At 43.9% G+C, this 24,131-nt stretch carries 18 protein-coding genes and 1 pseudogene; 5 read left to right on the forward strand and 14 right to left on the reverse strand.

All coding sequences use genetic code 11. From position 1 onward, the window contains the following. Window positions 1–67: 67 nt before the first annotated feature. From J2Z66_RS10495 to J2Z66_RS10510, 4 genes are all read right to left on the reverse strand, one after another. Window positions 68–499 (reverse strand): Panacea domain-containing protein, encoded by a 432-nt coding sequence (locus J2Z66_RS10495; protein WP_209971336.1) that lies wholly within the window; start codon window positions 497–499, stop codon window positions 68–70. A 179-nt stretch (window positions 500–678) separates the two neighbouring features. Continuing rightward, on the reverse strand, window positions 679–933 hold the full coding sequence (locus J2Z66_RS10500) for a hypothetical protein (protein ID WP_209971337.1): 255 nt from the start codon (window positions 931–933) through the stop codon (window positions 679–681). A gap of 435 nt (window positions 934–1,368) precedes the next feature. Then, window positions 1,369–1,917, reverse strand: a complete 549-nt coding sequence (locus tag J2Z66_RS10505; protein WP_245375432.1) for a nucleotidyltransferase family protein — start codon at window positions 1,915–1,917, stop codon at window positions 1,369–1,371. 80 nt (window positions 1,918–1,997) lie between these two features. Continuing rightward, window positions 1,998–2,513, reverse strand: a complete 516-nt coding sequence (locus J2Z66_RS10510; protein ID WP_209971338.1) for a DUF6886 family protein — start codon at window positions 2,511–2,513, stop codon at window positions 1,998–2,000. Between the two features lie 107 nt (window positions 2,514–2,620). Here J2Z66_RS10510 and J2Z66_RS10515 point away from each other — a divergent pair, with 107 nt between their 5' ends. Beyond that, window positions 2,621–4,009, forward strand: coding sequence for an ABC transporter substrate-binding protein (locus tag J2Z66_RS10515; RefSeq protein ID WP_209971339.1), 1,389 nt, complete (start codon window positions 2,621–2,623; stop codon window positions 4,007–4,009). A 54-nt stretch (window positions 4,010–4,063) separates the two neighbouring features. Further along, window positions 4,064–5,422: an ABC transporter substrate-binding protein gene (locus J2Z66_RS10520; RefSeq protein WP_209971340.1), complete on the forward strand. Its 1,359-nt coding sequence runs from the start codon at window positions 4,064–4,066 to the stop codon at window positions 5,420–5,422. Here J2Z66_RS10520 and J2Z66_RS10525 read toward each other — a convergent pair. Both J2Z66_RS10525 and J2Z66_RS10530 read right to left on the reverse strand, forming a co-directional pair. Then, window positions 5,419–5,985, reverse strand: a complete 567-nt coding sequence (locus J2Z66_RS10525) for an NUDIX hydrolase (protein WP_209971341.1) — start codon at window positions 5,983–5,985, stop codon at window positions 5,419–5,421. The two genes, J2Z66_RS10520 and J2Z66_RS10525, sit on opposite strands and share 4 nt — an antisense overlap. A gap of 55 nt (window positions 5,986–6,040) precedes the next feature. Further along, complete coding sequence (locus J2Z66_RS10530) at window positions 6,041–7,009, reverse strand: MraY family glycosyltransferase (RefSeq protein ID WP_209971434.1); 969 nt, start codon at window positions 7,007–7,009, stop codon at window positions 6,041–6,043. Window positions 7,010–7,181: 172 nt separating this feature from the next. Here J2Z66_RS10530 and J2Z66_RS10535 point away from each other — a divergent pair, with 172 nt between their 5' ends. Next, on the forward strand, window positions 7,182–7,418 hold the full coding sequence (locus J2Z66_RS10535) for a DUF6953 family protein (RefSeq protein WP_209971342.1): 237 nt from the start codon (window positions 7,182–7,184) through the stop codon (window positions 7,416–7,418). A 34-nt stretch (window positions 7,419–7,452) separates the two neighbouring features. After that, window positions 7,453–7,701 (forward strand): hypothetical protein, encoded by a 249-nt coding sequence (locus J2Z66_RS10540; RefSeq protein ID WP_209971343.1) that lies wholly within the window; start codon window positions 7,453–7,455, stop codon window positions 7,699–7,701. Window positions 7,702–7,884: 183 nt separating this feature from the next. Here the strand turns inward: J2Z66_RS10540 and J2Z66_RS44035 are convergent, their stop codons facing one another. The 5 genes and pseudogenes from J2Z66_RS44035 to J2Z66_RS10565 form a co-directional block, all read right to left on the reverse strand. Continuing rightward, entirely contained in the window at window positions 7,885–8,109 is a 225-nt protein-coding gene (locus tag J2Z66_RS44035) for a helix-turn-helix domain-containing protein (protein WP_376774375.1), read from the reverse strand. Then, entirely contained in the window at window positions 8,090–8,299 is a 210-nt protein-coding gene (locus J2Z66_RS44040) for a helix-turn-helix transcriptional regulator (protein ID WP_376774376.1), read from the reverse strand. The genes J2Z66_RS44035 and J2Z66_RS44040 overlap by 20 nt, the downstream gene beginning before the upstream one ends. Before the next feature lie 144 nt (window positions 8,300–8,443). After that, window positions 8,444–8,668, reverse strand: a pseudogene (locus J2Z66_RS44045) (hypothetical protein); the annotation flags it as partial. 425 nt (window positions 8,669–9,093) lie between these two features. Then, window positions 9,094–9,321, reverse strand: a complete 228-nt coding sequence (locus J2Z66_RS10560) for a hypothetical protein (RefSeq protein WP_209971346.1) — start codon at window positions 9,319–9,321, stop codon at window positions 9,094–9,096. 279 nt (window positions 9,322–9,600) lie between these two features. Beyond that, a complete protein-coding gene (locus tag J2Z66_RS10565; RefSeq protein ID WP_209971347.1) occupies window positions 9,601–10,671 on the reverse strand; it encodes a LacI family DNA-binding transcriptional regulator in 1,071 nt (356 codons plus the stop codon). 264 nt (window positions 10,672–10,935) lie between these two features. Here J2Z66_RS10565 and J2Z66_RS10570 point away from each other — a divergent pair, with 264 nt between their 5' ends. Further along, window positions 10,936–12,498: an FAD-dependent oxidoreductase gene (locus tag J2Z66_RS10570; protein ID WP_209971348.1), complete on the forward strand. Its 1,563-nt coding sequence runs from the start codon at window positions 10,936–10,938 to the stop codon at window positions 12,496–12,498. Between the two features lie 279 nt (window positions 12,499–12,777). Here the strand turns inward: J2Z66_RS10570 and J2Z66_RS10575 are convergent, their stop codons facing one another. The 3 genes from J2Z66_RS10575 to J2Z66_RS10585 all read right to left on the reverse strand — a co-directional run bounded on the left by J2Z66_RS10575 (window position 12,778) and on the right by J2Z66_RS10585 (window position 24,002). Then, complete coding sequence (locus J2Z66_RS10575) at window positions 12,778–17,547, reverse strand: S-layer homology domain-containing protein (protein ID WP_209971349.1); 4,770 nt, start codon at window positions 17,545–17,547, stop codon at window positions 12,778–12,780. 100 nt (window positions 17,548–17,647) lie between these two features. Then, window positions 17,648–19,279: a DUF6273 domain-containing protein gene (locus J2Z66_RS10580; RefSeq protein WP_209971350.1), complete on the reverse strand. Its 1,632-nt coding sequence runs from the start codon at window positions 19,277–19,279 to the stop codon at window positions 17,648–17,650. Between the two features lie 22 nt (window positions 19,280–19,301). After that, complete coding sequence (locus tag J2Z66_RS10585; protein WP_209971351.1) at window positions 19,302–24,002, reverse strand: InlB B-repeat-containing protein; 4,701 nt, start codon at window positions 24,000–24,002, stop codon at window positions 19,302–19,304. Window positions 24,003–24,131: the final 129 nt, after the last annotated feature.

The raw sequence follows: 24,131 nt of genomic DNA on the forward strand, positions 1-24,131 counted from the left end.
CATGGGCATATTGACTGATTCTCTCTGAACCATATTCGATAAAGTAATGTTCAATTTCCTCGAGTGTTTAAATTTCGTCTTCTGTAAACAATGTAGAATCAAAAGGCTCTTTTGCAATAACCGTCATTGTAATCCTATCGTCATATAAGGTTTCATCAACCTCAATGATATTCATGTGCTGTAAGTGTGCCAATGTCATATCATGATCTTTAGGTACAGGACCAAACTTACGTCTGCAATAAGTGGCACCACTTATAGATACTGATTGGCGTTTGAAATACAAGAAATCAGAATACCATAGTAATTTCATAAGTTTGGTTTTTTGCACTCCACGCCTTGTAAAGTAAAGAATCATATGCAGAAATTTATCTAGAGAAAACTCCGAATAACCAGCCATTTCAGTAAAGTCGTGAGGTCGATAGATCGCCTCAATGATTTCTTCATCGCTTTGGTACTTAGAGTCTCCTGCCATCCAGGATTCAATTGCTTTTTTAACCATCGAGTCTTCCCTACTGGTCAATAAATGTACATTTCGTTTGTAGTATTCATAAATCTTTTGAGGTTGCTCTTGGAGTTGTCTGTAGATTTCTAAGTGACTGGCCTGGGGTAGCGTCCCAGACTCATAACGGGTGACGCTTGCTGGTCCAATATTGAGCAGTTTGGCAAAAGGTCTAACTCCTAGTTCGAATTGTTTTCTAACAGCGCGAATTTGTCGACAGTTAGCCCGTATTTCTCAGCATACACGCGAGCTACTGTAACCATCGTCTCGCTGTCTAGCTCATCATCGTAAACTTTGGATTCGCATTCAGTACAAATAACCATCCTTTGGGAGATCTCGATTTTTTGTCCCCTAAATTCATATATAGCTGGTTTCTCAACTATTCTACAAGTCTGCTCTATTCGACATTCTTCGCAATATCGCTTTACACTCACTCATCTTCCCCCCTTAAAGTAGTTATTAAAAACAAAACATAAAACCTCCTGTATAGTGAAAGGAATTAACGTTCCGTTATGTATCATTCTCAGTAACTCAACTTGTATAATAATCGGGGTGGAACGAAATAACGATACAAAGCTGTTCATTAATCGTTAGCTTAATATAAGCGATCTGATCATTAATCTCTTTTTTAAAAAAGTAAACCAGTTTGTTTGAACCATTTCGGTCTAATTCAGGTGGTTTGTCCTCGTCAGATGTTTTAAGCATAAGAATTTCACGCCAAGCTGCTTGTTTGCTCTCTATTCTTAAATCAAACAATGCTTGAATGTAGTTATAGTCTTTCCGAGGTGTAAAGTATGTTCGACGTTGTTGAATAAGCTGTTTGGCTTCCTTTAAAAATTGCGATTTTTAAAGACAAGGTAAACAAGAATTCACATGATTTCGAGTTGAGGCCAAAGCTTTTTCCAATTTTTCTTACTCACTCTAGCTTGATAATAAGCCTCTTTTATAAATAAGGGGCTTCTTCTTACCCGAAACTCGAATAAATCCTCCAGACCATATGGACTGATTAGTGAGATGCTATCATCCTCCTCCAACCTAATCCCTATAGCGGTAACCGTTTCTGGCCAATGACTTATTGCATCTTCAATAGATGTATAGGGTTGATCTCCATTGTTAAGATGCATTCTTGCCTGATTTTTTACTGACCATAATGTGCTTCCAGTTAACTGCTGTAATTGTTGGTCATATTTCTTTTCGACCTCTTCATCTATTTCCTCAGTGTTGTAATAAATAACATCAATATCATTTAATGGTGTTCTGGTTGAATAATGATGCAAAGAATCCCAAATATAATTGCGAACATAACCGGCAGCAATGTACCAATCGGGCAGATGTAGTTCTCTGATGGTTGATAGATCAGCCATAATTTCTTTGTTAGATCTTATCAGTTCGAAAAAAGTATCCTTATAGTCAGTCAAAAAATTGCCTCCTTATTGGTACCGAAGAATATAAATTCCGCGGCTAAGAATCTATTAGACGAAATTGTCTAACAGATTAACTATAGGCTTTTTGCCTGATTAAATCTATGGATTCCAAAATCATTTACAGTTGAGTTCAATATGGCTTCTCTTAACGGGTGTAAGTTCGGGGTGAATCTCACATCTATATTCATATCCATGAGGCGCTCGAGATGGTCGGTAATAGGATCCATTTGCAGGGGTTCAACGGTCTGATAGGAAATATAGTATCCTGCTGTCTCGTCAAATACTTCAAATGTTGTAGAAGGAAGTGTGTACCTATAAAGCGTTGCTTCTTTAATGGCTTCATACCAATTAGTCTCGACGGTAATGACAATATCTGATATAGTAAGTCCAAAAAATTTTTGATAATCCTGCTCATTGATCTCATCTGATTTTTTGTACACAATTCGGGGGCAATTCCTTGGAAAATAAAAGGTGAATGCATGCTCTTGATCAATCGCCCAGACGACAGGAGGCATATCCGTGCGGCTATGTTTCACTCTTGGATGAAATACTTCGATGGTTGGGTCTTCGCTGAAATGGTATAGATGCATAGGGGACCTCCATTATTTTTTGGTTAACAAAAGAAAATATTTAATTATATAGGAAATATTGTATAATAATAGATACCATTATTTTGCGTTAGGATTTGGAGGTAGGGATGAACAAAATAACGATTTTTCTCATTTCATTCATGATCGCCATTATTTTTTCAGGCTGTGAATTCAAATCGGATACCAATGAAGTTCCCAAGCCACTCTCCAAAGATGAGCAGGTGACCTTGAAAATGGCGGTTAATTTCGAATTTCTGGCTCTACAGGATTATATGAATTACTTTTCAACCAAATTTCCTAATCTGGAAATCAAAGTTGTTAGTTGGAAAAATGTCCTTGCGCCTGGGCCTGCATATAACGAGGAGCTCGATGCGTTTATTCGAACGGAACAACCAGATATCATATTATTTGACAATAACACTACCTTTGGGAGATGGGCAAGTGAAGGTTACTTATTTGAACTAGATCCCTTAATTAAAGCCGATAAATTCGACATTGAGAATATGAATTCCAAAGTTATTGATTATATCAAGATCAAGGGCGGTGGAAAGCTTTTTGGGCTTGCCCCGACATTTTCCAGTGAAGCGCTTTTTTATAACAAAGATTTATTTGATACTTACAACATTGAATACCCCCACAATCAAATGAGCTGGGAAGAGGTCATGCAATTAGCCGCCCATTTTCCTACCGAGGGGGATGAGAAATCAAGAATATATGGGTTTGCCCGCAATTCGGATTTCAATGGATTCAGCATGCCTTTTTATATGGTTAAAATGATGGGTGAAGATAGTGGTTTATCTTTTTTTGATTCTACCTATACGAATATGACTATAGATACTCAAGGTTGGAAAAATATATTTGAATTGCTATTGAATGGTGTGAAAAGTGGGTTCATATACGATGAGAATAATTTGAAAGCAACTAATGATACCATACAATATCCGGATGTAATGAGACGAAATATGTTTGCTGTAGGCAGAGCCGCCATGACGGTTGATGATTTTTCTTTTGTTAATGATCGGCTGGAGTATGCTAAGCAACTGGATGGAATTTCTTTCCCTAACTGGGATGTAGTGTCTTCTCCGGTTCAGCCTGCGCTTCCAAACGAAACTAAGCATTTTATTGTAAACGAGCTGTTCGGAATTAGTGCTCAATCAGGAAATTTACGCGCGGCATGGGAATTTATTAAATTTGTGAACAGTGAAGAAGCTGCCAAGCTCCAATCTAAATCGGGTTACAGCCGGAACAGATTACAAACACGAACGGAGTACAGCAAGGAGAGAGATGGACGTGACTTATCTCCCTTCTATATGTTAGAACCATCTTCTACCGATGCTGCCATTATGCCCCCAAAATTGTATATGCCATTGAACCGCTTAATATCGGAAGAAGTGAATTCGTTATTAATAGGGGAAAAAACACTGGATGAAGCTTTAAATGTGTTGCAGCAAAAAGGACAAGAAGAGCTGATCAAAGCAACATTGGCTTCGGAATAAAGAAAGATGCAAGGTACTTTGTAAACCATTACGTCAAGTTCGGGAGGTTGAAGCATGCGGCATATTCGTTATTTGTACTTTGTGTTTTTCCTATTTTCGCTCATCCTTAGCGGATGTGAATCTGTCCCAAAAGGGGGTGGAGACGTTCTTAAACCTTTGGGTAAAAATGAAGAGGGCATCATCAAGGCAGTTGTCTGGAACGAGCAAATGTTCAATCAACGATATGGCAACTTATTTACCATACAATATCCGCAGATCGAGCTCCAGCTTGTATCGGCGGCTGCACTTGGAAGGACAGGGAAGAATTTCAACGAAGAATTCAGCGAACTGATCGATACGGAACAACCTGATATCATCTTGTTTCCTAATGCTGATTTATTCGAAATATGGGCAAGCGAAGGCAAGCTTCAGGAACTTGATCCGCTCATTCAAGCAAGCAAATTTGATGTGGACAGTATGGACCCAAATGCGCTGGATTACTTAAAAGCCAGAGGCAATGGCAGGTTATTTGGGCTTTCTCCTACTTTTAATAGCAAAGTATTGTATTATAATAAAGATTTATTTCAAAAGTACAGTATTGATTTTCCGCGAAATGGAATGAGTTGGGAAGAGGTCATGCAATTGGCCGCCCGTTTTCCAGTCGAGGGGGATGAGCAGACGAGGATTTACGGCTACTATCCTGCTTTGAATTCCGCCTTTGTTGATATGATCAGCAGCGATCAATTGGCTTATCTGGATGCCGAGGGTGTCAACGCAACATTTAACACACCAGAATTGAAGCGCATGTCCGAAATGATTCTTGACGGCTACAGGAACGGTTACCTATACCAGAAGAGTGAAACGTCTGATTCTGCTGGAAGGAGCAGCGGGGATATCTATACAAGCAACCTGTTTACGATGGGTAGGGCTGCCATGAGTATTAGGGATGCCGGCTATATAAACGAGATGAATAGTGCGGGGCAAGTTGCAAAGATAGAGGTGCCGAATTGGGACATTGTTACAATGCCGGTTTCTCCTGCGGCTCCGGAAGAAACGGATGAGTTCATGGTCAATGATGTTTTGACCATCTATGCCGCATCTACGAATCAGCGCGCCGCTTGGCAGTTCATGCAATACATCAACAGTGATGAGGCCGCCAAATCTATTTCTAAATTGGATGAAGGCCTGCTTATGCTTCGTGCCGAGTACAGTCAGGAGCGGGATGGACGGAGTTTGGAGCCTTTTTATATGCTAAAGCCTGCAGCAACAAATTTGTCTAACATTCCCTATACCGTGTACTTGCAGCTTGTTCAGCTAATGGAAAGCGAAATGAATGAGGTGTTAAAAGGCGGTCAGACCTTGGAGCAGGCGCTGGAGCACTTGCAGCAAAAGGGGCAGACGGAGCTTGAAAGACAAGTGCCGTCTAGCACCTAACGATTGAGGAATGCTTGCTCTGATCCCATATTAAATTTAAAATACCGGCTCAAATAATCATCCCTCAAGTTTTCATCATATTCAATCCGCGAATCAACCTTTGTTGAGATTTGAGTGGTCATTTTGCCATTTTCAAATATACTATGATGGTCGTAGTGCTGATCCTCATTTAGTATTTTCTCCAGACAGCTTGGGATATTTGTTGCGATTCCTTGATTTTTGGGGTTCATAATCCATTCAAGTTCTTTCCAATCGAGTATGCCTTCGTTAGTTTTGATTGGAGTCGGATACACCTGCTGCTCCGGAATTTCAGCCAAATAGATGTACATTCCCCCCAGATTAGCTCCATCTGAGCTCCAGGTGATAAGACCTTTAAATGAGATTACATCAGGTTGAAGATTTGTTTCCTCAGCTATTTCCCGGAGCATGGAGGCACGGGGCTGCTCGCCTTGTTCTATTTTTCCGCCAACGCCATTCCAACAGCCCATCCACGCGGGGAACTCCCTATTTAACAGAAGTATTCTTGTCCCTTGTCTAATTAAACAAAAAGTATATGTAATCACATTGAATCTCCTTGGTTTATTATGCTCCGGGATGGGTTCTTGGTTACTCTTCGGGTCAGGTTTGAACTAATAATAAAATGATGGATGATAAGCACAAGCACGTACTAATTAAACATAGAAACAGAACGACTTGTTTATGATTCAGGCCTGCACGAAGCAGCCGGTAATGGACTTGGCTGGCATCTGCCTGATAAATGGATTTACCTTGCAGGAAGCGCCTGACGACTACGAATATATTATCGAAAATAGGCACACCCAGCGCTAGGATAGGGATAAAAAGCGACAATACTGTAGCTTGCTTGAAAGCGCCATCCAGAGCAATCACAGCCAGTATAAATCCTAGAAAGGTTGCACCGGCATCCCCCATGAAAATTTTGGCGGGAGGTTTGTTGTATCGTAAATAGGCTACGGTAACGCCGACGAGAATGATGGCCATGATCGCCGAATTGGACTGTCCTTTTGCAAGTGCGACAACAAATAAGGTAATCCCTGATATTGCAGAAATTCCGCCTGCGAGTCCATCCATGCCGTCTGTGAAATTAATGACCGTAGTGACACCAAAAATCCATAGGATCGTTAGCAGGAATTGAAGAAAAACCGGAAGAAGCACGTATTCTCCAGAGAACGGATTATAAAATCCGGTGAAAGCAATCCCTGAAGCATAGACCAGGATAGCTGCTGACACTTGTACGATCAGTTTGGGGAGGGCCGGAAAGTCTTTACCCTTCGTTTTATACCAGTCGTCCAGGGTGCCAATAATTAATAATAAGACACCACCTGCAAAAATAGCCCCGGTCTGTAAGCTGAGGTCTCTCGTAACTAGTAAATAAGTGATGAAAAAACCAATGAAGATTACATAGCTTGCAGTTAGTGGAATGGGTTCCCTATGTATTTTCCGCTCAACGTCTTTGCGGGGCTTGTCCACAAAATCAAATCGGAAGGCCAACTTACCAAATGGAGGAATCAATAAATAAACAAGCACAAAGGATATTAGAAATGAAAACGCGTATAAAATGATCGTCACCACCGATTTTTATTGTCATAAGAATTATACATCCTAATTGAAATAATGTCGATTAATGGCAGCAGCTTCTACTATTTTTGCCGGTTGCTTTAGCATTGCTTGGTATTAAAATGAAGGGAAATATGCTATATTCAGTTTCATACAAATACGAGCAGGCAAGGAGCGTCTTGAATTGGATCTTACAGCGAATGAAGTTGCAGAATGGATGTTTAATGAAGTAAAGTCAGCCGGGATTTTATATCAAAAGGATGCAGTCAGCTATATTACAGCAAACTTCGGCGAGGCTTTTATTTATATAAGTGAGAATGGCAACCAGACGATCTCCAAAGAAGTGAAGAAAGTGTTCAAAAAACTGCATGGTGGAAGGGCTGCCTGGGAACGAGACGGCTTTTTCTGGGGCTGGCATTAGCAGGTAGTCCCGACTAAGAAGGGATGGGGTCATAATGATGGTTAATAAAGCGTTTGAGGCGGGGGAAGCAGCGTCTTCCGGACTTGTCGTCATTGAAGCTGGCGCACTTCGTAAAGCAGTCTTGTATGTGGAGGAGAAAGGCTATACACGTGTAACGGTTGCAGTTGATGCCAATACTTTCAAGGCTGGAGCCGAGGCTTTCGGCGATGCGTTGACGAAGACAGGCATAGGGGTTCATTATGCAGTAATTACGCCGGATGCTTCTGGAACGAAGCTTGCGTGAAACTCATCGGGTTCGGATGAACAGATATACACTGCTTAGATTCTTAGATTTTATAACGAAACGAATGCTAAGCTTCTTTAAAGAGGCTCTTCTAATTAATAAGGCAGCAACCCACCTTCAGCGGCAATTAAGCTTGGGGTGGGTTTTTACTTTCTGTAACGGCCTTATGCGTGAAGGAGGCCGTTATAGATGGTATAAATACCAATATATGTTAAAAAAGATACTATGCTGCTTAAACCTCGTTGGAGTAAAACCGGTTACTTCCTTGAAATTCCGGCTAAAGTAGTGGATGCTAGTATATCCTAACCGTTCCGCAACCTTCTCGACGGAATCCGCTTCAAGGAGATACAGCTTTGCCTTTCGAATTCGTTCCAAAATTAAATAACGATTAATTAGGGGAATGACCAATTGTTTTTTTGAATATAGCGGTAAAATAAGAAGGATGATATCCGCACAATCTCGCTAGGTCAGCAATTGTCCAAGCTAGATGCGGTTGCCTCCTGATCGCTTCCAAGGCTGGGGCTATTTTTCTCCAATCTGCAGATGAATAATATCCGTTAATTTGATGTCGGACAATAGCTACGATCATTTGTATCATTAAACCTCTGAGACTAGTCGCGTACCCATTCTCTTCAAAGCGGTACTCTCTAAGAACTTAAATAAAATAGCTTTCCAGATTGGTGATCACAAAGTGGTTGGGAAATACAATATCTCCATAGCCATCAACGTCAATTGTATAGGTTTATGCTGGTAAGGTGAGATCATTATCGCTGCAGGTCATTATGTTTTCTATCGGAGAGGCAGGATCCAGGGATTCCTTGTCCCAACTAAAGTGAATACTTGTCAAAGTGCAGGGGTCAATCTCTGAAGAGATAAGCTTATGAGGAGAATTTGAACCATAAAATACACATTCTCCGGCAGCAAGTTGTATTTGTTGATTTCCAAGGGTAAGAATGGCCGAACCTGCTACGACAAAAAGTAATTAACTGTCAGGAATCGTGCGTGGCCCCCATTGCTGTCCAGGAAAAGAAACCGAGTGGTTTGCAAAATTAACAGTTGGTTTCATCTTGATAGAACCCCTGCATGGATTTGGTTCTGATCCATATACTTATCTTTCCCCCTTGTCCCAAAATGATTTCCAGTTAAAAACAAAGGATTTATGATGCGAATAACAGAAATGGAGGTAGAACTGCTTCGAGATTGGTTATGTCTGGGAAGTCGGTTAAAAAGCCTGTTCTTAATCGAAATATGCTGGCAGGCGATTCTGAATATGGAGTATCCATGAATAAAACAAAACGGTTATACAGATTGTGAATATATGGATGGCGAGCGAAGCATATTTAAATCATGCGGCCAATTTGAAAGTTTGCAGTGAAGTGGCAAAATTAAGGCCTATTTATTCAGCCGGCTGATCTCGTCAGCGCTTGGATAGCCCTTGACCCCATGTAACCTCACATTGAAGTGAAACCAGCTTGCCGGATCCAGCTTGCCAATACAGATGCGGTCGCTAGTTGGCTGTCCGTTGCTGTTCCGATATGTTTTTGTACTGGTATGCCCCGCTTTTACGAGGATAATGCCTGATTGGGGTATCCCGACCTTGATCTTGGAATTCAGCGCCATGACATCCTCCTATTGTATGTGTCTATATTAGCACATACAATAGGAGGAAGGTATTTCTGATTCACTTTCAAAAAACACCCCCACGAACATGAAAAATTGGCGCTTTCGAAGGAGAAACAGACGTAAATACAGCTGTTGGTGTATGTGCCTAAAACGACAGGGAATTTAGGATATAATTACGTAAGCCATATCGAACAGACGGCTCGTCATCAACCACCAGAAGCTTATACATGTTGTCAAGACCCCCTTCCAAATTGTGAGAGAAATATGCTTGAATCATTATTTATGGTGTACAGAGCAAGACTTCGGAAGTGACCGAGGCAATACAGTATCTCCATCAAAAAAAGGGCCCTGAAGCAGTGTGCTTTCATACGGTTGTAAAGGATTGGCCAGACGCCACAGCATACGTTCTGCAGCACGGATCCCCGAATCATAGATTAGCAGGATCGGCCTTGTCAAGCTTGGAGCAAGCTCGTTACGCTCGTCTTGAAGACCAATAAGCGAGCAATCTTCCGGGATTCGCAAGCCCGCAGCACTGCAAGCATAATAAATCCACGCCAAATCAAACGGGACTGCAGCTAGAATAGCCGACGGTTTTGTTCTCCTTAGCTTGTCAATGACTTCAGCCCTCCACTTTTCTTTTCCTGATATCTTGCCGATAACATGCTCATCGGGGTCTACTTCCAGACCTGCTTCTGCCATCGCTCCTTGGAATGCTCGCCATCGGATCCCAAAACCTCGGTAGGTGACCGTATCCCCGATATATAAAATGAAACGATGATTCATCGACATCAGGTATCGAACAGATTGGTAGATAGAGCTCTCTACATCCCAGATGACACTATCCACCTTCTCACTCGGTGGTGGAAAGTTAATCATGATTCGGGGGACTTGGAGGGCAAGGAGTCTTCGCTCAAGCTTTTCGTCGATGGCGGGCGGGATGAATATCCCATCCGAGTAGACTACGTTATTTTCCTCCAACCAATCTCCGAATGTCAGAGTATCAATTACATCTGGCAGGATCAGAGTTTCCACGCAATGCCCAAACTCCCCCATCTTGTCCTGCAGGCCCTTCTGAATCAATTGATGCAGAACCGAATATCGCATTTTTTCGATCACGATAAATCGAAATGTCCGTGGCTTTGTAGTAAACTGTGGAATGAGCTCGACAGCTAGGCTCCGCTCTTGCTCTTTGGTCCTATACCCCATGCTTCGGGCCAAATTGAAGACTTCTTTCCTCGTCTCCTCCGACATACCTGGCAAGCCTCTTAACGCCTTTGAAACCGTGTGAACGGACAAATTCAATTGTGATGCAAGATGCTGCAGAGTCACTTTTTTCCTAATTGGCATTTCCTAACCCCCAAGCTTTCATAGCAGAATACAAGTGTAAAACGCCTAGCGCCGTCCTTTGGCTGCGCAAGTTCGTTTTGTTCCGTCTTTCTGAAACTACGCATAGAGTATACCATCGAAAAACGGTATACGGTGAAATATAGGTGAATATAAGGGTGAAATTATAAAATCCTGTATTTTTAAATGAAACAAAAATGTAACTAACAAAATAGCTTCTCTTTAACTATAATTAATGTGATTATACAACACAAAGAGGTGCTGCAAATGATAAATTTTAGTAAAATCAACTACTACAAAGAACCAACTGCATCAAATTCCCCCCCCTCATCCACTCGCTCAGATTTATGCATTTATGGCGCAAGCTCAGCCGGAATGGCAGCAGCCGTTCAGGCCATCCGCATGGGCTTAAAAGTGGTCGTCGCGGAGTTCGGCCAACGTGTGGGCGGTCTTACTACAGGAGGACTGGGAGCTACTGATATCGGGAACAAAGCAGCAATCGGTGGCATCTCTCGTGAGTTTTATAAGGCGATTGGCCAGCATTACGGTATGACTGAGGGAGACGGAACCCAGTGGACATTCGAGCCGCATGTTGCGGAAGCCGTATATCTAGACTGGGTAGAAGAGTACGGCATTGAGATTCATTTTGGACAAAAATTACATTGTGTTGAGAAGAAAAACGGAAAAATTACGAGCCTTGTCATGGAGAATGGAAATGTTTACGAGGCTGACATGTTCATCGATGCAACGTACGAAGGAGATTTACTGGCCGCTGCTGGGGTTTCTTATCACGTCGGCCGAGAAGGGAATTCCGTTTATAGGGAAACATTGAACGGGATACAATTCGGGAGTCCTCATCATCGTTTCAACGCGTTTATCGATCCTTTCATCGTGCCTGGGAAGCCTGACAGTGGCTTGCTCTATGGCGTTTCCGATGCTGCTCCCGGAGTACAAGGGGAAGGGGATCGTTCCGTGCAGGCATACAACTTCAGAATTTGTTTGACAAATGTTCCGGAGAACAGGATTCCGTTTCCAGCACCGCCTAATTATGACCCGGGGAAATTCACTCTTCTAGCGCGCTATATCCAAGCGGGCGTTTGGGATGCGCTTCGACTGCACATAAAAATGCCTAATGGCAAAACTGATCTAAATAATTTCGGAGGATTTTCTACTGATCATATCGGAATGAATTATGATTGGGCAGAAGGAAGCTATGCACGGCGTGAGGAGATATTTCAGGATCACTTGCACTACAATCTGGGCATGCTTTATTTTCTATGTAATGATGATCGTGTACCTGAAGCGATTCGAGAAGAGGTGCGTCAGTGGGGATTGCCTGCAGACGAATACGAGGACTTCGGACATTGGACGCCACAACTCTATATCCGCGAAGCGAGACGAATGGTATCGGATATCGTCATGAACGAGAATCATTGTCGCGGACTTAGCTGCATTTCCGATTCGATCGGACTCGCTGCTTATACGATCGATTCTCACAACTGTCGGCGAATCGTCTTGGGAGGGCAATGCGTGAATGAAGGGAATGTAGAAATCCCACCTACCCGACCATTTCCGATTTCCTACCGCTCCATCGTGCCGAAGGAAGAAGAGTGCGTCAATCTCATTGTGCCCATCTGTCTCTCTTCCTCCCACATCGCTTTTGGTTCAATTCGGATGGAGCCCGTATTTATGATACTGGGTCAATCCGCAGCAACAGCAGCCGCATTAGCGCTCAAAGCTAATGTGTCTGTGCAGAACGTCGATTACGACCAACTCCGCAAACGATTGGTTGAGGACAATCAGATAATGGAATGGTTTGATCTATTGTAAATAACAAGAAGCACCTCCTTCAGTCTGCAGATGATGGAGATAAGAAGGAGGTGCTTTAGGAATATTAGGACAAGTAGTGTGTTCTCAATAAAACGTCAACTAAACTGCCAACAGCTCAAGCTCATACCAGTGGATAAACTCTTTCTTTTCCAGAGCACAAGGGGATAAGTTTGTCCAAATTCCGTCTTACCCACAATCATTGTGATTGCTCACCCTTCATTCATTTTATCAGGAGTAGCATTAAAAGCCTCTTAAGCATTTGACACTCCCCCTCCAACATCACTTATTATACTTCTCTGCAAATTTCTGCATTATTAATGCTATTTCCGCTCTAGTAGCGGTACCCTCCGGATCAAGAATGTTATTGCCTTTTCCGATCAACGTTCCCGAACCAACCATCCACTTCATGGCTTCACTTGCCCAGCCTGAAACCAACCCGGTGTCTGTGAACCTTTCCAATGACGCGGTTTCAAACAGATCATAACCTTTATGCTTGGCATAGTTAAAGAATATAACTGCCATTTGTTCGCGGGTTATATTATTATTCGGTCCAAACCTTTCATTACCATAGCCGTTTACGATTTTATTCTCTGCAGCCCATGCAATAGCATCTGTGTACCATTTCCCGACTTCAACATCCTTAAAGGTGTTTACCGCTGCCTTCGGTCGTTCCTCTAGGGTATACAAAATAGTTACAATCATTCCCCTGCTGGCTTTCTCCAACGGATTGAATTTGTCGATTGAAACACCGTTCATCAGTCCATGATTGTAGACATACTTGACACTATCATAGAACCAGTGACTATTGTTCACATCAGTAAAAGGATTCTCATCATCCGATTTGTTTGGTTTCTCCGATTCTTTCGGCTTTTCCGGTGTTGGTGTCGGGGCTGGCGTCGACTTCGGTATCGGCGTTGGTTCCAACAGTGTTTCCGGCGGTGGAGGCTCCGGATTTGCTGCCTCCAATTCCAAGCCTGTCACAGTAACGATTGCAGCAACCTCACGGTCAAGCGGATTTATCGTAATGGAGTTTGTCGTTTGTCCGCTTGTACCTGTGCCGCTCCATTCGTAGGTATAGAAGTCGGAGCCTTTGCCCACCACGGTGATGACCATTTCCTTGCCTGCGAGAACCACATCACCGCTAGCAATATCGTTTCCGTCATATGTTGCGCTGATGGTAGAACCGTCGAGAGTTTCCCTCTCCAACAAAGCAGTTACGAAAATAATTGAATCTGCAACTTCTTTTCTCCACTTTCCCGCTTCTTGGACGATGTTTGCTTGCTCAATATAATCAGTTATAGACATAGGAAATTCAAGAAGGTTTTTTGCCTTTATAACCTCCTCTTTGTTTTCATTTTCCGGCATTTCCTGCTCTACCCGCTGTAACAATTCCCAAAGCATAAAGCTATAATCATAGTCTTCTATGCCATCCCTAATAACCTCCCAACGAATGGAATTCACCGGACCGTTCTCACTCGGGTAAATTTGAGATTCGGTTCCATTTCTTGATATGAACGGGCCGGTTTCCTCCCACGGATTAGAGCCAACCCAGGTAGACCACGAATAAAGGAAGCCCGTATAGCCTTTCGTTAAAAATCCTTGCCAACTTTGCCAGAATGTCGCTCTCACATCCACTGCAGGCATATCAATTAAGAAATTGGCGTTCGGATGCGGAGGGTCTGTATGATACCACCACAGCTCTTCGCCTCGTTGCAAAACATTTTCTGCCTCTTGAGGATCATCCCGCATGCCAGGCACACTCCATATGTCAACCGTATTTACCAGCGCTTGTGTTGGATAAGTGGTAATCATTATTTTCACATCCGGCACAATGCTTTTCCATTCCTCTGCCATCTGTATCCATGTGGGAAAAGTCTCTTCCGTAGGCTCATCAGTCAAATAAACATAGGTCATATCCAGCCAACCCTTTTCCCTCAAGTGTGCAAAAAGCTTTTGGGCTATATCTGGAGCTAGGTAATTATCTCTATGAACCATAAGAGTATTCAAGCCTTTTTCCAAAAGGCTCTCCATTTTGGCATCGAAATGGATAAAATCAGGGTCCTCCCTTATGCTTTGAGCCGTAACGTAACCCAATGCACTTCTGGGCGTAATCCTATGCTCGAGGAAATTGTCTATATATAAATCAACCTGCTCAGCAGGTACCCCTTTAAAATCCAAAGCGGTTTTAAGCTTAGGCGTTGCAGGCAACGAAAAAGGCCACACATTAATGCTCATCGGGATCGTAATCATTTCCTCAGTGCCGCTTTTTATGATTACATTGCCTTCATAAATACCCGACTCAACCTCGGGCTCAGCGTAAACGGTAATCCAGATTGGCGTATTCTGTCCTCCTTCCACATCAAAATATTCGGTTTCCAATAAGGGATCAGGCCAATAGCCTGTACGTATATTAGAATCGTAACGAGAACCTGATTTAGTGAAAACATAACCAACAGGATTGTACTTCAAACTTCCTTCAGGCAGAATGCTGCCATTTTCATTAATAAATTCACTAAAATAAATAGAAGCATTTAAGTAATCATTACCATCCTTAGGTGAAAGCACGATTTGGACGGCCTCTCGTTCTCTTTTTGCTAAATCAACAGTAAGAGCCGAACTATTTTCACTATTTTCCAAATCTACGATATCATCCAAAAATATTTTTTCTAAACTGGGTACACTCCAAATAACTAGATCTGTTTCTTGTGATAGTATAGCGCCGGAAATTTTCCTTTGCGCGAACTTGCCTCCACCGCTATCTCTAGGCCACGCAGGGAACAAGATTGTATCTTCAGCATATTTGCCTACCACTAGTGGAACCTCAATATCCGGAGTTGGATTTTGCAGAGACTCTCCTAAAGGTTGTTTTATCCCGTCTTTATAAAGACTTGCTTTCAGAAGATAAGTGCCTTCCGAAGGAGGAGTCCACGTCCAATTAATTTTAGCCGGTTCTTCGTTGCTGAGATTCACATTAAATGTATTCGGAGCAGTGAACCTATAATCATCGGACCCTATGATTTCGATTTCTATTTCTGCGTCACCCAGGGCAACAACAGAGCTTAGCTCCATTTCAAGGCTGTTTTCTATCCCCACCTCTAATTCCCGCCATTTCTTTATACCGCCGGTAACCTCCGGAGCTGCATAAGCAAGGGTATATTCGTCATGCAATGGCACGATATTAGTAAAATAAGTGGTGCTCCAGCTTTCACCGGGCTCTAATACTATCGATTCATAGGCCCATTCCAGCGTATTAAAGTGGGGACCTTCCCATTGATAGTCCATTGAAATTTTATTGTAATCCATGATAAAAGAGATACTCACATCTTTTATTATATCTATTGCTCCGACCCAATTACGGCTGGGCTCAATACCTGGAGGCGACTCTGCGGTTATTTTATGCAAGCCTAGATTTTCGGTCGGCATATAATAATTGGCTGTGCGATCCGGGAGAACGTTATTCCAAACCCAGGGCGTGGTACCGATACTTTCATTCCCATTATTGATAATTTCCCAATTGGTCTCTATTGAAGACCTTCCTTTGCGTAAAGTGTAGTATTTCTTTACCTCTACCCCTTGGCTCTGTACGGAAGGGATTAATTGAACCAAAGCCGTAACCCTGTCCTCCGTATTTTCGATTATTTCCGCTTCGTACTCTAGTTCATTCCATAAATCTGCAATCCCCGGGATCCGATCGCGGAATAATCCTCCTTTTTTGTCCGCTCCTACCGAACCTGTTAAGTCAAGCCCATCTGGCTTATAAATAACACTTGAAACAGCTCCGCCCTTGTTACCGGCGGAATCAATTGAAAGCTTCAGATATTCATTCTCCATGAATAGTACACCATCCTCCGGTGCATGCGTTGGAGTTGGAGTTGGAGTTGGTGTTTCTACTGCCATTTTTATTACAACAGGCGCACTGGCATAGTCCGTTTTCTTATCACCGTTGTGCTCCTCGTTGAACAGCTTGATGGTGTAACTGCCGTCCGCCAGATCGCTTGGCACTGTAAAAACAGCTATGCCGCTTGCCGTTTGGGACAGCTTGCCGTAGTGGGTAACTACCCCATAATTGCTCCCGACATTATTGTCCACAATCACGCTGGAAACATATTTGCCCGTACCGATTATTGCATCGCTGTAGGAAATTTCTACCGTACTGCCAGGGGCATAGGTTCTCCCTTCGATTCCATCGATGATTGACTGTGGCACTGTTAGGTTCAGATTGTCTGTATTGCTGTCCACCACCGTCAATTTGACTGCGCCGATCGGCGCCGTTGCAGTTGACAGCTGCTGTCCTATGGATGCCGCTTTACCCCCTTCGGCAGCAGATGCGAAGATGACGGATGCAAGATCCAAGTTAAAAGCAGGACGAATATCAAACTCACTGTATACGACATTGCCGTCCGTTGCTCTGATGCCGCCAATCGTGTTGACGGTCGCCGCATTGTAACCGGGGTTTCCCGGCGAACGGAGCCACCAGTAGGCACCGGTTTTACGCAAATCGGAATTCAACAAATTGGCTTCACGAACGCTCAGCGCCCATAATTGATCCTTTGGCCATTCACCAGTCACCTCATCCAGCGTACGGCTGACCATCACCGACCTCTCTCTTGCATCAATCCCAGTGAATCGCACCCCGTTTGTCAGCTCAGCCCTCAATTGGCTGTGAATGTATTGGCTCCCGTCTTTCACCTCAGGGTTGAAATAATCCTTCGCTCCAATCCCGCCGACGGAAAGAAGTGTCATTGTGCCGGGAACGGACGCAACGCCGCCGCCATTATAACCAACCGTATACCACTTATTGTCCGCAAAATGGACTACAGTGGTATTGGTTTTCGTGCCGTTCACTTTCACCCAAGACCAAGCGTTGGACATGGATGACCAACCGTAGGGGACGACTTGTGTAAGGGCGGTGTTCCCGTCGCCCTCATAGGCAGCGCTGCTTTCCGGCACCGCCGCAACCGGCACCGCCGCAACCGGCACCGCCGCAACCGGCATCAACAATAGTGACAATGCCAATGCCACTATCCGACGTGTTCGTTTTTGTCTCATACACACATTCCCTCACTTCCTCTAAATAATAATTCCTGGCCGGGACACCGACCGTCAGCCAGTCACTTCGACCAGGAATAGTAACCTTGATTTTTATAGCCTACTCTGCATCTATAACTGTGAACTTGACGGTATAATAGTTCAGCGTCTCTGTGCCACCTGTATTGTCAACTGTGAGATTCACCCCGGTGTAGGCTGAGCCTTCGTATATCTTCCATGTGCCGAATGGAACAACTGCCGTTACCGTTCCGCCCGCGCCGATCATGTCTGTTGTTATTGCTTCATCTGTGCTCAGCTTCAGCGTGAACATCTTGCCATGGTCGCTCCATGTTGTGTCGTCCTTCTGGATATTGAGTGTAGCAGTAGCAATGTCGTTCAGCTCGATACCTGTCACCGTGACGGTTTGGTCTTCCGTAATATTGCTGATGGTATACACGCCGTCGATATCAGGTGTAACAGTCGTGTCGTTAGTCTTTACTTCAATCGTTGACTTGCTGTATGCTTCATCCAACTCCACCTTGAAGCTGTAGCCGCCGCCGTGGTTCACAGGGCTGGAACTGCCGTTCTGCGCAATAACAGTGTACCCAGTACCAGCGGGCAGGCTTACCGTGTAGGTTGTTACTACGTTCATGTTGATTTCAACGGGCTCGCTGGCATAGTCAGTGTTCCTATCACCGTTATCCTCCTCGTTGAACAGCTTGATGGTATAACTGCCGTTCGCAAGAGCAGGTACGGTAAACACAGCTGTGCCGCTTTCCGCCCCGGTCAGCTTACCATAATGGATAACGTTACCGTTGTTGTCCGTAATTACGGAGGACACATACTTGTTTGCGGCGATTTTTGCATCGCTGTAGGCAATTGCCACCGTGTCACCGGGAGCATAGGTTATCTCTTCAATCCCATCGATGATTGGCTGTGCCACTGTTAAGCTTAGGTTGTCTATATTGCTGTCGATCACTGTCAATTTCGCCTTTTGAGCCGGTGATGTCACAGCCGACAGAGCTTGCCCTGCGGTTGTCACTTTACCGCCTTCAGCGGCGGATGCGAAGACTACTGATGCCAAATCCAAATGAAATGCGGGACGAACCGCAAAGAGAGACGTTATATAATTGCCGGCCACATTGATGCCGCCCGCAGTGTTGACGGTCGCAGCTTTGTTATTGGCATCTCCCGGCAATCGAAGCCACCAGTAGGCACCGGTTTTGCCCAAGTCAACGTTCAAAGCGTTGGCTTCATCAATACTTAGCGCCCACAATTGATCTTCGGGCGAAGGAATTCCCGCATCCTCTAAGCTGCGGCTGACCATCACCGACCTCTCTCGGGAATCAATCTCGGTGAATCGCACCTCTGTTGTCAGCTCTTTCCTCAAATCACTGTCGATGTAGCTGTTCCCAGCAGCGCCCAGCTTGTTAAATTGAGCCGTTGCTCCAATCCCGCCGACTGAAAACAGTGTCATCGTACCGGGGATGGATGCAACACCTCCAGCGTTGCCGTTATATCCAACCGCGTACCATTCGCTTCCTGCAAAGTGGAACACAGTGGTACTGGCTTTAAGGTCATTCACGGTCATCCAAGACCAATCGTTCTCAATCGCAGAGCCGGAGATTGTCGCTGCAGACCTGCCCGCCAGCGGTCCAGCCGTATTTTGCTCCGCTGAAGCCAGCAGCATGCCCAACAGCAAAAATAGGGATAGCGACAGTACCGATATCCGAAGTGCTAGTTTTTGTTTCATATACCCGTTTCCTCCATTTCTTTTATTTCATAATATTGTACAAAATCTGCACAAATTGTGTTCTGCTTGCAGAATCCTCCGGCAATATATGACCATTGCTTCCGGAGATAATATCGGCATTAACAAACTGTTCAACTGCCTTATTGGCATAATCTGCAACCTTACCTGCATCCTTAAAGCCTGACAGGTCTTTTCCTACGGTTGCGGTTGGTAATTCATCCATGTTATTTAGGGTATTGTATACCAATACAAACAAGTCCTGTCTTGTCACTTGTCTCTCGGGTGCAAACCTATTGTCGCCAACGCCGCTAGTGATTCCAAGCTTCTTTGCCGCTGCAAGGTATCCGGTATAATAGGTATTTCCTGCATCGCTGAAGTTGTTTTCTGCATTATCTTCGGAGCTGACGCCAAATGCCCTCATGATCATGACCAGGGCTTGGGCTCTGGTTACGTCGTCAACCGGACCGAATCTTCCGTTTCCTGTTCCTTCGGTTATTCCCCTTGCTGCCGCAAAGGTTACTGCATTGCTGTACCATGCATTATCCCTCACATCCGCAAAGTCAACCTTGTTATATCCGACGGCATACTTTGAGAAATGCGGTGTCTTGAAGGTTATCTGTTTTGTAGAGGGATCATATTTCCCGTTGGTTACGACTTTGAGCTCACCTTTACTATTAATATAGTAAGCTACTATCGCGTTCGGATCCTCACCCTCTTTTATTTGATAGGGTATGGTTACTGTAGCATTCCTACCAAACTGTGTGACTTCTTTGTCCAAACCGACGATGTCAAAGCTTACGATAGGCCTGTCCCCGACCTTCTCCCGGATTTCCGGTGTCATATCCTCAACCTTTGTCGCAGTTATCGTAACAGTCCCTTCTACCTGCAAAGAGATAGCTGCAACTGCTTCTTTGTCAAAGGTCATGGTTCCGAATGATGTTTGTATCGTCAGAACATCCGCTTTGCCTTCCGAGAATTTCTTTAAAGCCTCCGCTGTTAAATCTACGCCGATTGCCTTGGCATCTGTTGTCGTACTTACTTCAATGTTAACCGTTATCCCTGCCTTTGTTTCCTGCTTTTCCGCTTCGGCAGTAGCCTTAGCGATGGAATCCGCCAGCAGTGTCTCGGATATTGTCGCTACAGCCCTTCCGTTTCCATCCGTAACGGGCTTTACAGTTATGCTCGTTGTTACCTGTCCATCCCCAACCTTTATTTCGGGCACTGGGGTTGGTTCCGGACTTGGTTCCGGACTTGGTCCTGTACTTGGTGCAGGTGATGGCTCCGGTCCTGGTGTTGGTATTGTCTTCCGTGTCCATTTCGCATACAGCGTTATATCAGAAGTTACTTTGTCTGTTACGAAATCCCATGCATGTACGAGCTCTGCGTCCTTGTACCAGCCGTCAAATGTGTACCCTGACTTGATTGGTGCTGCAGGCATTACGATTGCATTGCCGCTTGGAACACTAATAGCAGCTGTATCACTGCCTCCGATGCTGTTAAAAGTGACTTTGTATGTCTCGGTTTCTAATTCCGTCACCGTACAGGTTGCATCAACCATGCGATCAAGAGGATTGATCGTAATGGAATCCGACGTTTGCCCGCTTGTACCTGCACCGCTCCATGCGCAGGTATGGGAGTCTATGTCTATACCCGCAACGGTGATTACCAGCTCTTTGCCTGAGAGAACCACCGCGCCGCTGGCAATACTCACGCCGTCATACGTTGCACTGATGGTAGCACCGACGGGAGCCTCTCCCTCAATCCATTTTGCATATAAAATCATACTACCCGTTACTTTATCTGTTTCAAAATTCCATTTCGTTAACAGTTCGGCTTCCTTGTACCATCCATCAAATATATATCCTGCTTTGGTTGGTGTTTCCGGTGCTGTGATCGCGCTGCCGCCCATAGCATTGGCAGTATTTACAGCGCTGCCTCCGATGCTGTCGAAGGTAACCGCATAGGTATCCCCGTCCAACAAAGCAATAACGAAAATGATTGACTCTGCAACTTCTTTTCTCCACTTTTCCGTTACTTCAACGATGTTTGCTTGCCCTACATAATCAGTTAACGGCGCAGGAAATTCTATTAGATTTTTTGCATATACTACTTCCTTTTGATTTACACTTCCCGGCATTTCCTTCTCTACTCTTTGCAGCAATTCCCATAGCATATAACTATAATCATAGTCTTCTATGCCATCCCTCATAACTTCCCAGCGAATCGAATTCACCGGACCGTCGGAACTTGGGTAAATCTGAGATTCGAGTCCGTTTCTTGACAAGAACGGCCCGGTTTCTGTCCACGGATCGGCACCGGTCCATGTCGACCACGCATAAAGAAATCCCGTATAGCCTTTATCTAAAAAGGCTTGCCAGCTTTGCCAAAATGTCGCTCTAGCATCCACTGCCGGCATATCAATTAAGAAATTAGCACTCGGATGCGGCGGATCTGTATGATACCACCACAGCTCTTCTCCTCGCTCCAAAGCGTTTTTTGCCTCTTGAGGATCATCCCTCATTCCAGGTACAGTCCATATGTCAACCGTACTTACCAGCTTTTCCGTTGGATAAGTTGTAATCATTATCTTTACATCCGGTACAAGCTTTCTCCATTCATCTGCCATTTCAATCCATTTCGGATAGGTCTCTTCAGTAGGTTCATCCGTCAAATAAACATACGCCATATCATCCCAGCCCTTTTCATTGAGATGAGCAAAAATCTTTTTGGCTATGTCCGGAGCTAAATAGGTGTCCCTATGAATAGCAAAGCTCGTCAAGCCTTGCTCTAATAATTTCTCCATGTTGGCATCGAACTTAATAAAATCGGGATCTTGCCTTACGCTTTGGGCCGTAACGTAACCCATTGCCCCTCTGGGAGACATTCTATGCTCGAGAAAATTGTCTATATATAAATCAGCTTGTTTAGGGTCTACATTGCCGCCCGTCCTAAAATCAAGAGCTGTTTTAAGCTTAGACGCTACAGGCAACGAAAAAGGCCACACATTAATGCTCATGGGAATCGTAATAACTTCCTCAGTGCCGCTCTTTATGATCACATTTCCTTTATAAATACCCGACTCAACATTAGGCTCAGCATAAGCCGTAATCCAAATGGGTGTATTCTGTCCCCCTATTGCATCAAAATTTTTGGTTTCCAATAAGGGATCAGGCCAATAGCCTGTACGAATATTTGGGTCAAAACGAGAACCATTTTTCGTGAAAACATAACCTACCGGATTGTATTTCAGACTTCCTTCCGGTAGAGTCTCACCGTCTTCATTCTTAAATTTGCCAAATTCAACCGAGCTATTTAGGATATCTTTACCTTCTCCAGGAGAAAGCACGATCTGAACGGCTTCTCGCTCCCTCTTAGCCAGCTCGATAGTTAAACCCCTTTGTGCCGTGCTATTTTCCAAATCTACGATATCATCCATAAATATTTTTTCTAAGCTGGGTACGCTCCAAACAACCATATCTGCATTATTCGATAAGATGCCGCCGGAAATTTTTCTTTGCTCGAACTCGCCACCGCCATCATCCTTTTGGGGCCATGCAGGGAATATGGTTTCAGTTTCATCATAAGTACCTGCCACCAATGGAATCTCAATATCTGAGGATGGATTTTGCAGCGACTTACCTAACTCTTGCTTTATTCCGTCTTTATATAGACTGGCTTTCAGAAGGTAAGCTCCTTCCGTAGGAGGCGTCCAATCCCACTTAATCTCAGCCTGCTTTGTTATGTTAAGCTTCGCCTTCAATGGCTGTGGCGCAGTGTAAACATAATCATTGGGACCCGTTATTTCGATTATAATTTCCACATCACCTAGGGCCTCAACTGCATTTATTTCCATTGCAAGACTGTTTTTTTCTCCAGCCTTTAAATTCTTCCATTGATTGATGCTGACACTAATTTCAGGTGACGCATAGGCAAGGGTATTGGTTCCCTTCAAAGGCACTACGTTAGTAAAATAGGTAGTGCTCCAAGTTTCACCGGTTGCCAGATTAAACCCATTATAAATCCATTCCAGCGTATTAAAGCCGATTCCTCTCCACTGATATTGCATGGCAAGCTCATTGTAATCCATGATAAAGGATATACTCACATTTTTTGTTTCATCTATTGCTCCAATCCAATTGCGGCTGGGCTCAATACTTGGAGGTGAAGCGTCTGTGATTTTATGCAAGCCCAGATTTTCAGACGGCATATAACTATTCATCACACGTTCCGGGATCACGTTATTCCAGGGAAAATAAAATGTAGAGAGGTTTTCATTTCCATTATTGGTAATTTCCCATTTCGTCTCTATAGAGGAGCTTCCTTTGCGTAAGGTGATGTATTTCTTTATCTCCACATCTTTATTCATTGTAGAAGGTACTAATCTAACCAACGCAGTAACCTTCTCATCCGTATTTTCAAATAGTTCCACTTCACTCTTCGGCTCTTTCCAGAGCTCTACAATTCCTGGCACCCGATCCCGAAATAACCCTCCGCCGGTTGATACGGTCTCACCAGTTAAATCAAGCCATTGAGGCTTATAAATAAGACTTGAAATAGTGCCACCCATGCTGCCATCATCAATTCTAAGTTTTAGATATTCATTCTCCAAAAATATTGTACGATTTTCAGAAGCTGTTGCAGCGAACGCCATTTGTGGTATACAAACCACAAATATTACTAAGCACAGAAATAACGATAGTCTTTTAACAAGTGTTCTTTGCATAACTTTACCTCCTCATATAATAAATAGCCTCTCGGCATTACCTTTTCTCCTTCCTTTTCGTTAGCGTTTTCAAATTAAATAATAATGGAAAGTGGGAGGGAATACCATGCAGGGAATGGACATTATTTG

This window comes from Paenibacillus eucommiae, assembly GCF_017874215.1.
In the GTDB taxonomy this organism is placed as follows: Bacteria; Bacillota; Bacilli; order Paenibacillales; family NBRC-103111; genus Paenibacillus_AI; species Paenibacillus_AI eucommiae.

What these genes read in the sequence shown, in the direction of transcription:
- J2Z66_RS10565 (WP_209971347.1), bottom strand. Translation starts at nt 10,671, where the DNA reads ATGCCAATTAGGAAAAAAGTGACTCTGCAGCATCTTGCATCACAATTG.
- J2Z66_RS10560 (WP_209971346.1), bottom strand. Translation starts at nt 9,321, where the DNA reads ATGGCGCTGAATTCCAAGATCAAGGTCGGGATACCCCAATCAGGCATT.
- J2Z66_RS10575 (WP_209971349.1), bottom strand. Translation starts at nt 17,547, where the DNA reads ATGAGACAAAAACGAACACGTCGGATAGTGGCATTGGCATTGTCACTA.
- J2Z66_RS10515 (WP_209971339.1), top strand. Translation starts at nt 2,621, where the DNA reads ATGAACAAAATAACGATTTTTCTCATTTCATTCATGATCGCCATTATT.
- J2Z66_RS44040 (WP_376774376.1), bottom strand. Translation starts at nt 8,299, where the DNA reads ATGATACAAATGATCGTAGCTATTGTCCGACATCAAATTAACGGATAT.
- J2Z66_RS10540 (WP_209971343.1), top strand. Translation starts at nt 7,453, where the DNA reads ATGATGGTTAATAAAGCGTTTGAGGCGGGGGAAGCAGCGTCTTCCGGA.
- J2Z66_RS10495 (WP_209971336.1), bottom strand. Translation starts at nt 499, where the DNA reads ATGGTTAAAAAAGCAATTGAATCCTGGATGGCAGGAGACTCTAAGTAC.
- J2Z66_RS10510 (WP_209971338.1), bottom strand. Translation starts at nt 2,513, where the DNA reads ATGCATCTATACCATTTCAGCGAAGACCCAACCATCGAAGTATTTCAT.
- J2Z66_RS10580 (WP_209971350.1), bottom strand. Translation starts at nt 19,279, where the DNA reads ATGAAACAAAAACTAGCACTTCGGATATCGGTACTGTCGCTATCCCTA.
- J2Z66_RS10570 (WP_209971348.1), top strand. Translation starts at nt 10,936, where the DNA reads ATGATAAATTTTAGTAAAATCAACTACTACAAAGAACCAACTGCATCA.
- J2Z66_RS10585 (WP_209971351.1), bottom strand. Translation starts at nt 24,002, where the DNA reads ATGCAAAGAACACTTGTTAAAAGACTATCGTTATTTCTGTGCTTAGTA.
- J2Z66_RS10520 (WP_209971340.1), top strand. Translation starts at nt 4,064, where the DNA reads ATGCGGCATATTCGTTATTTGTACTTTGTGTTTTTCCTATTTTCGCTC.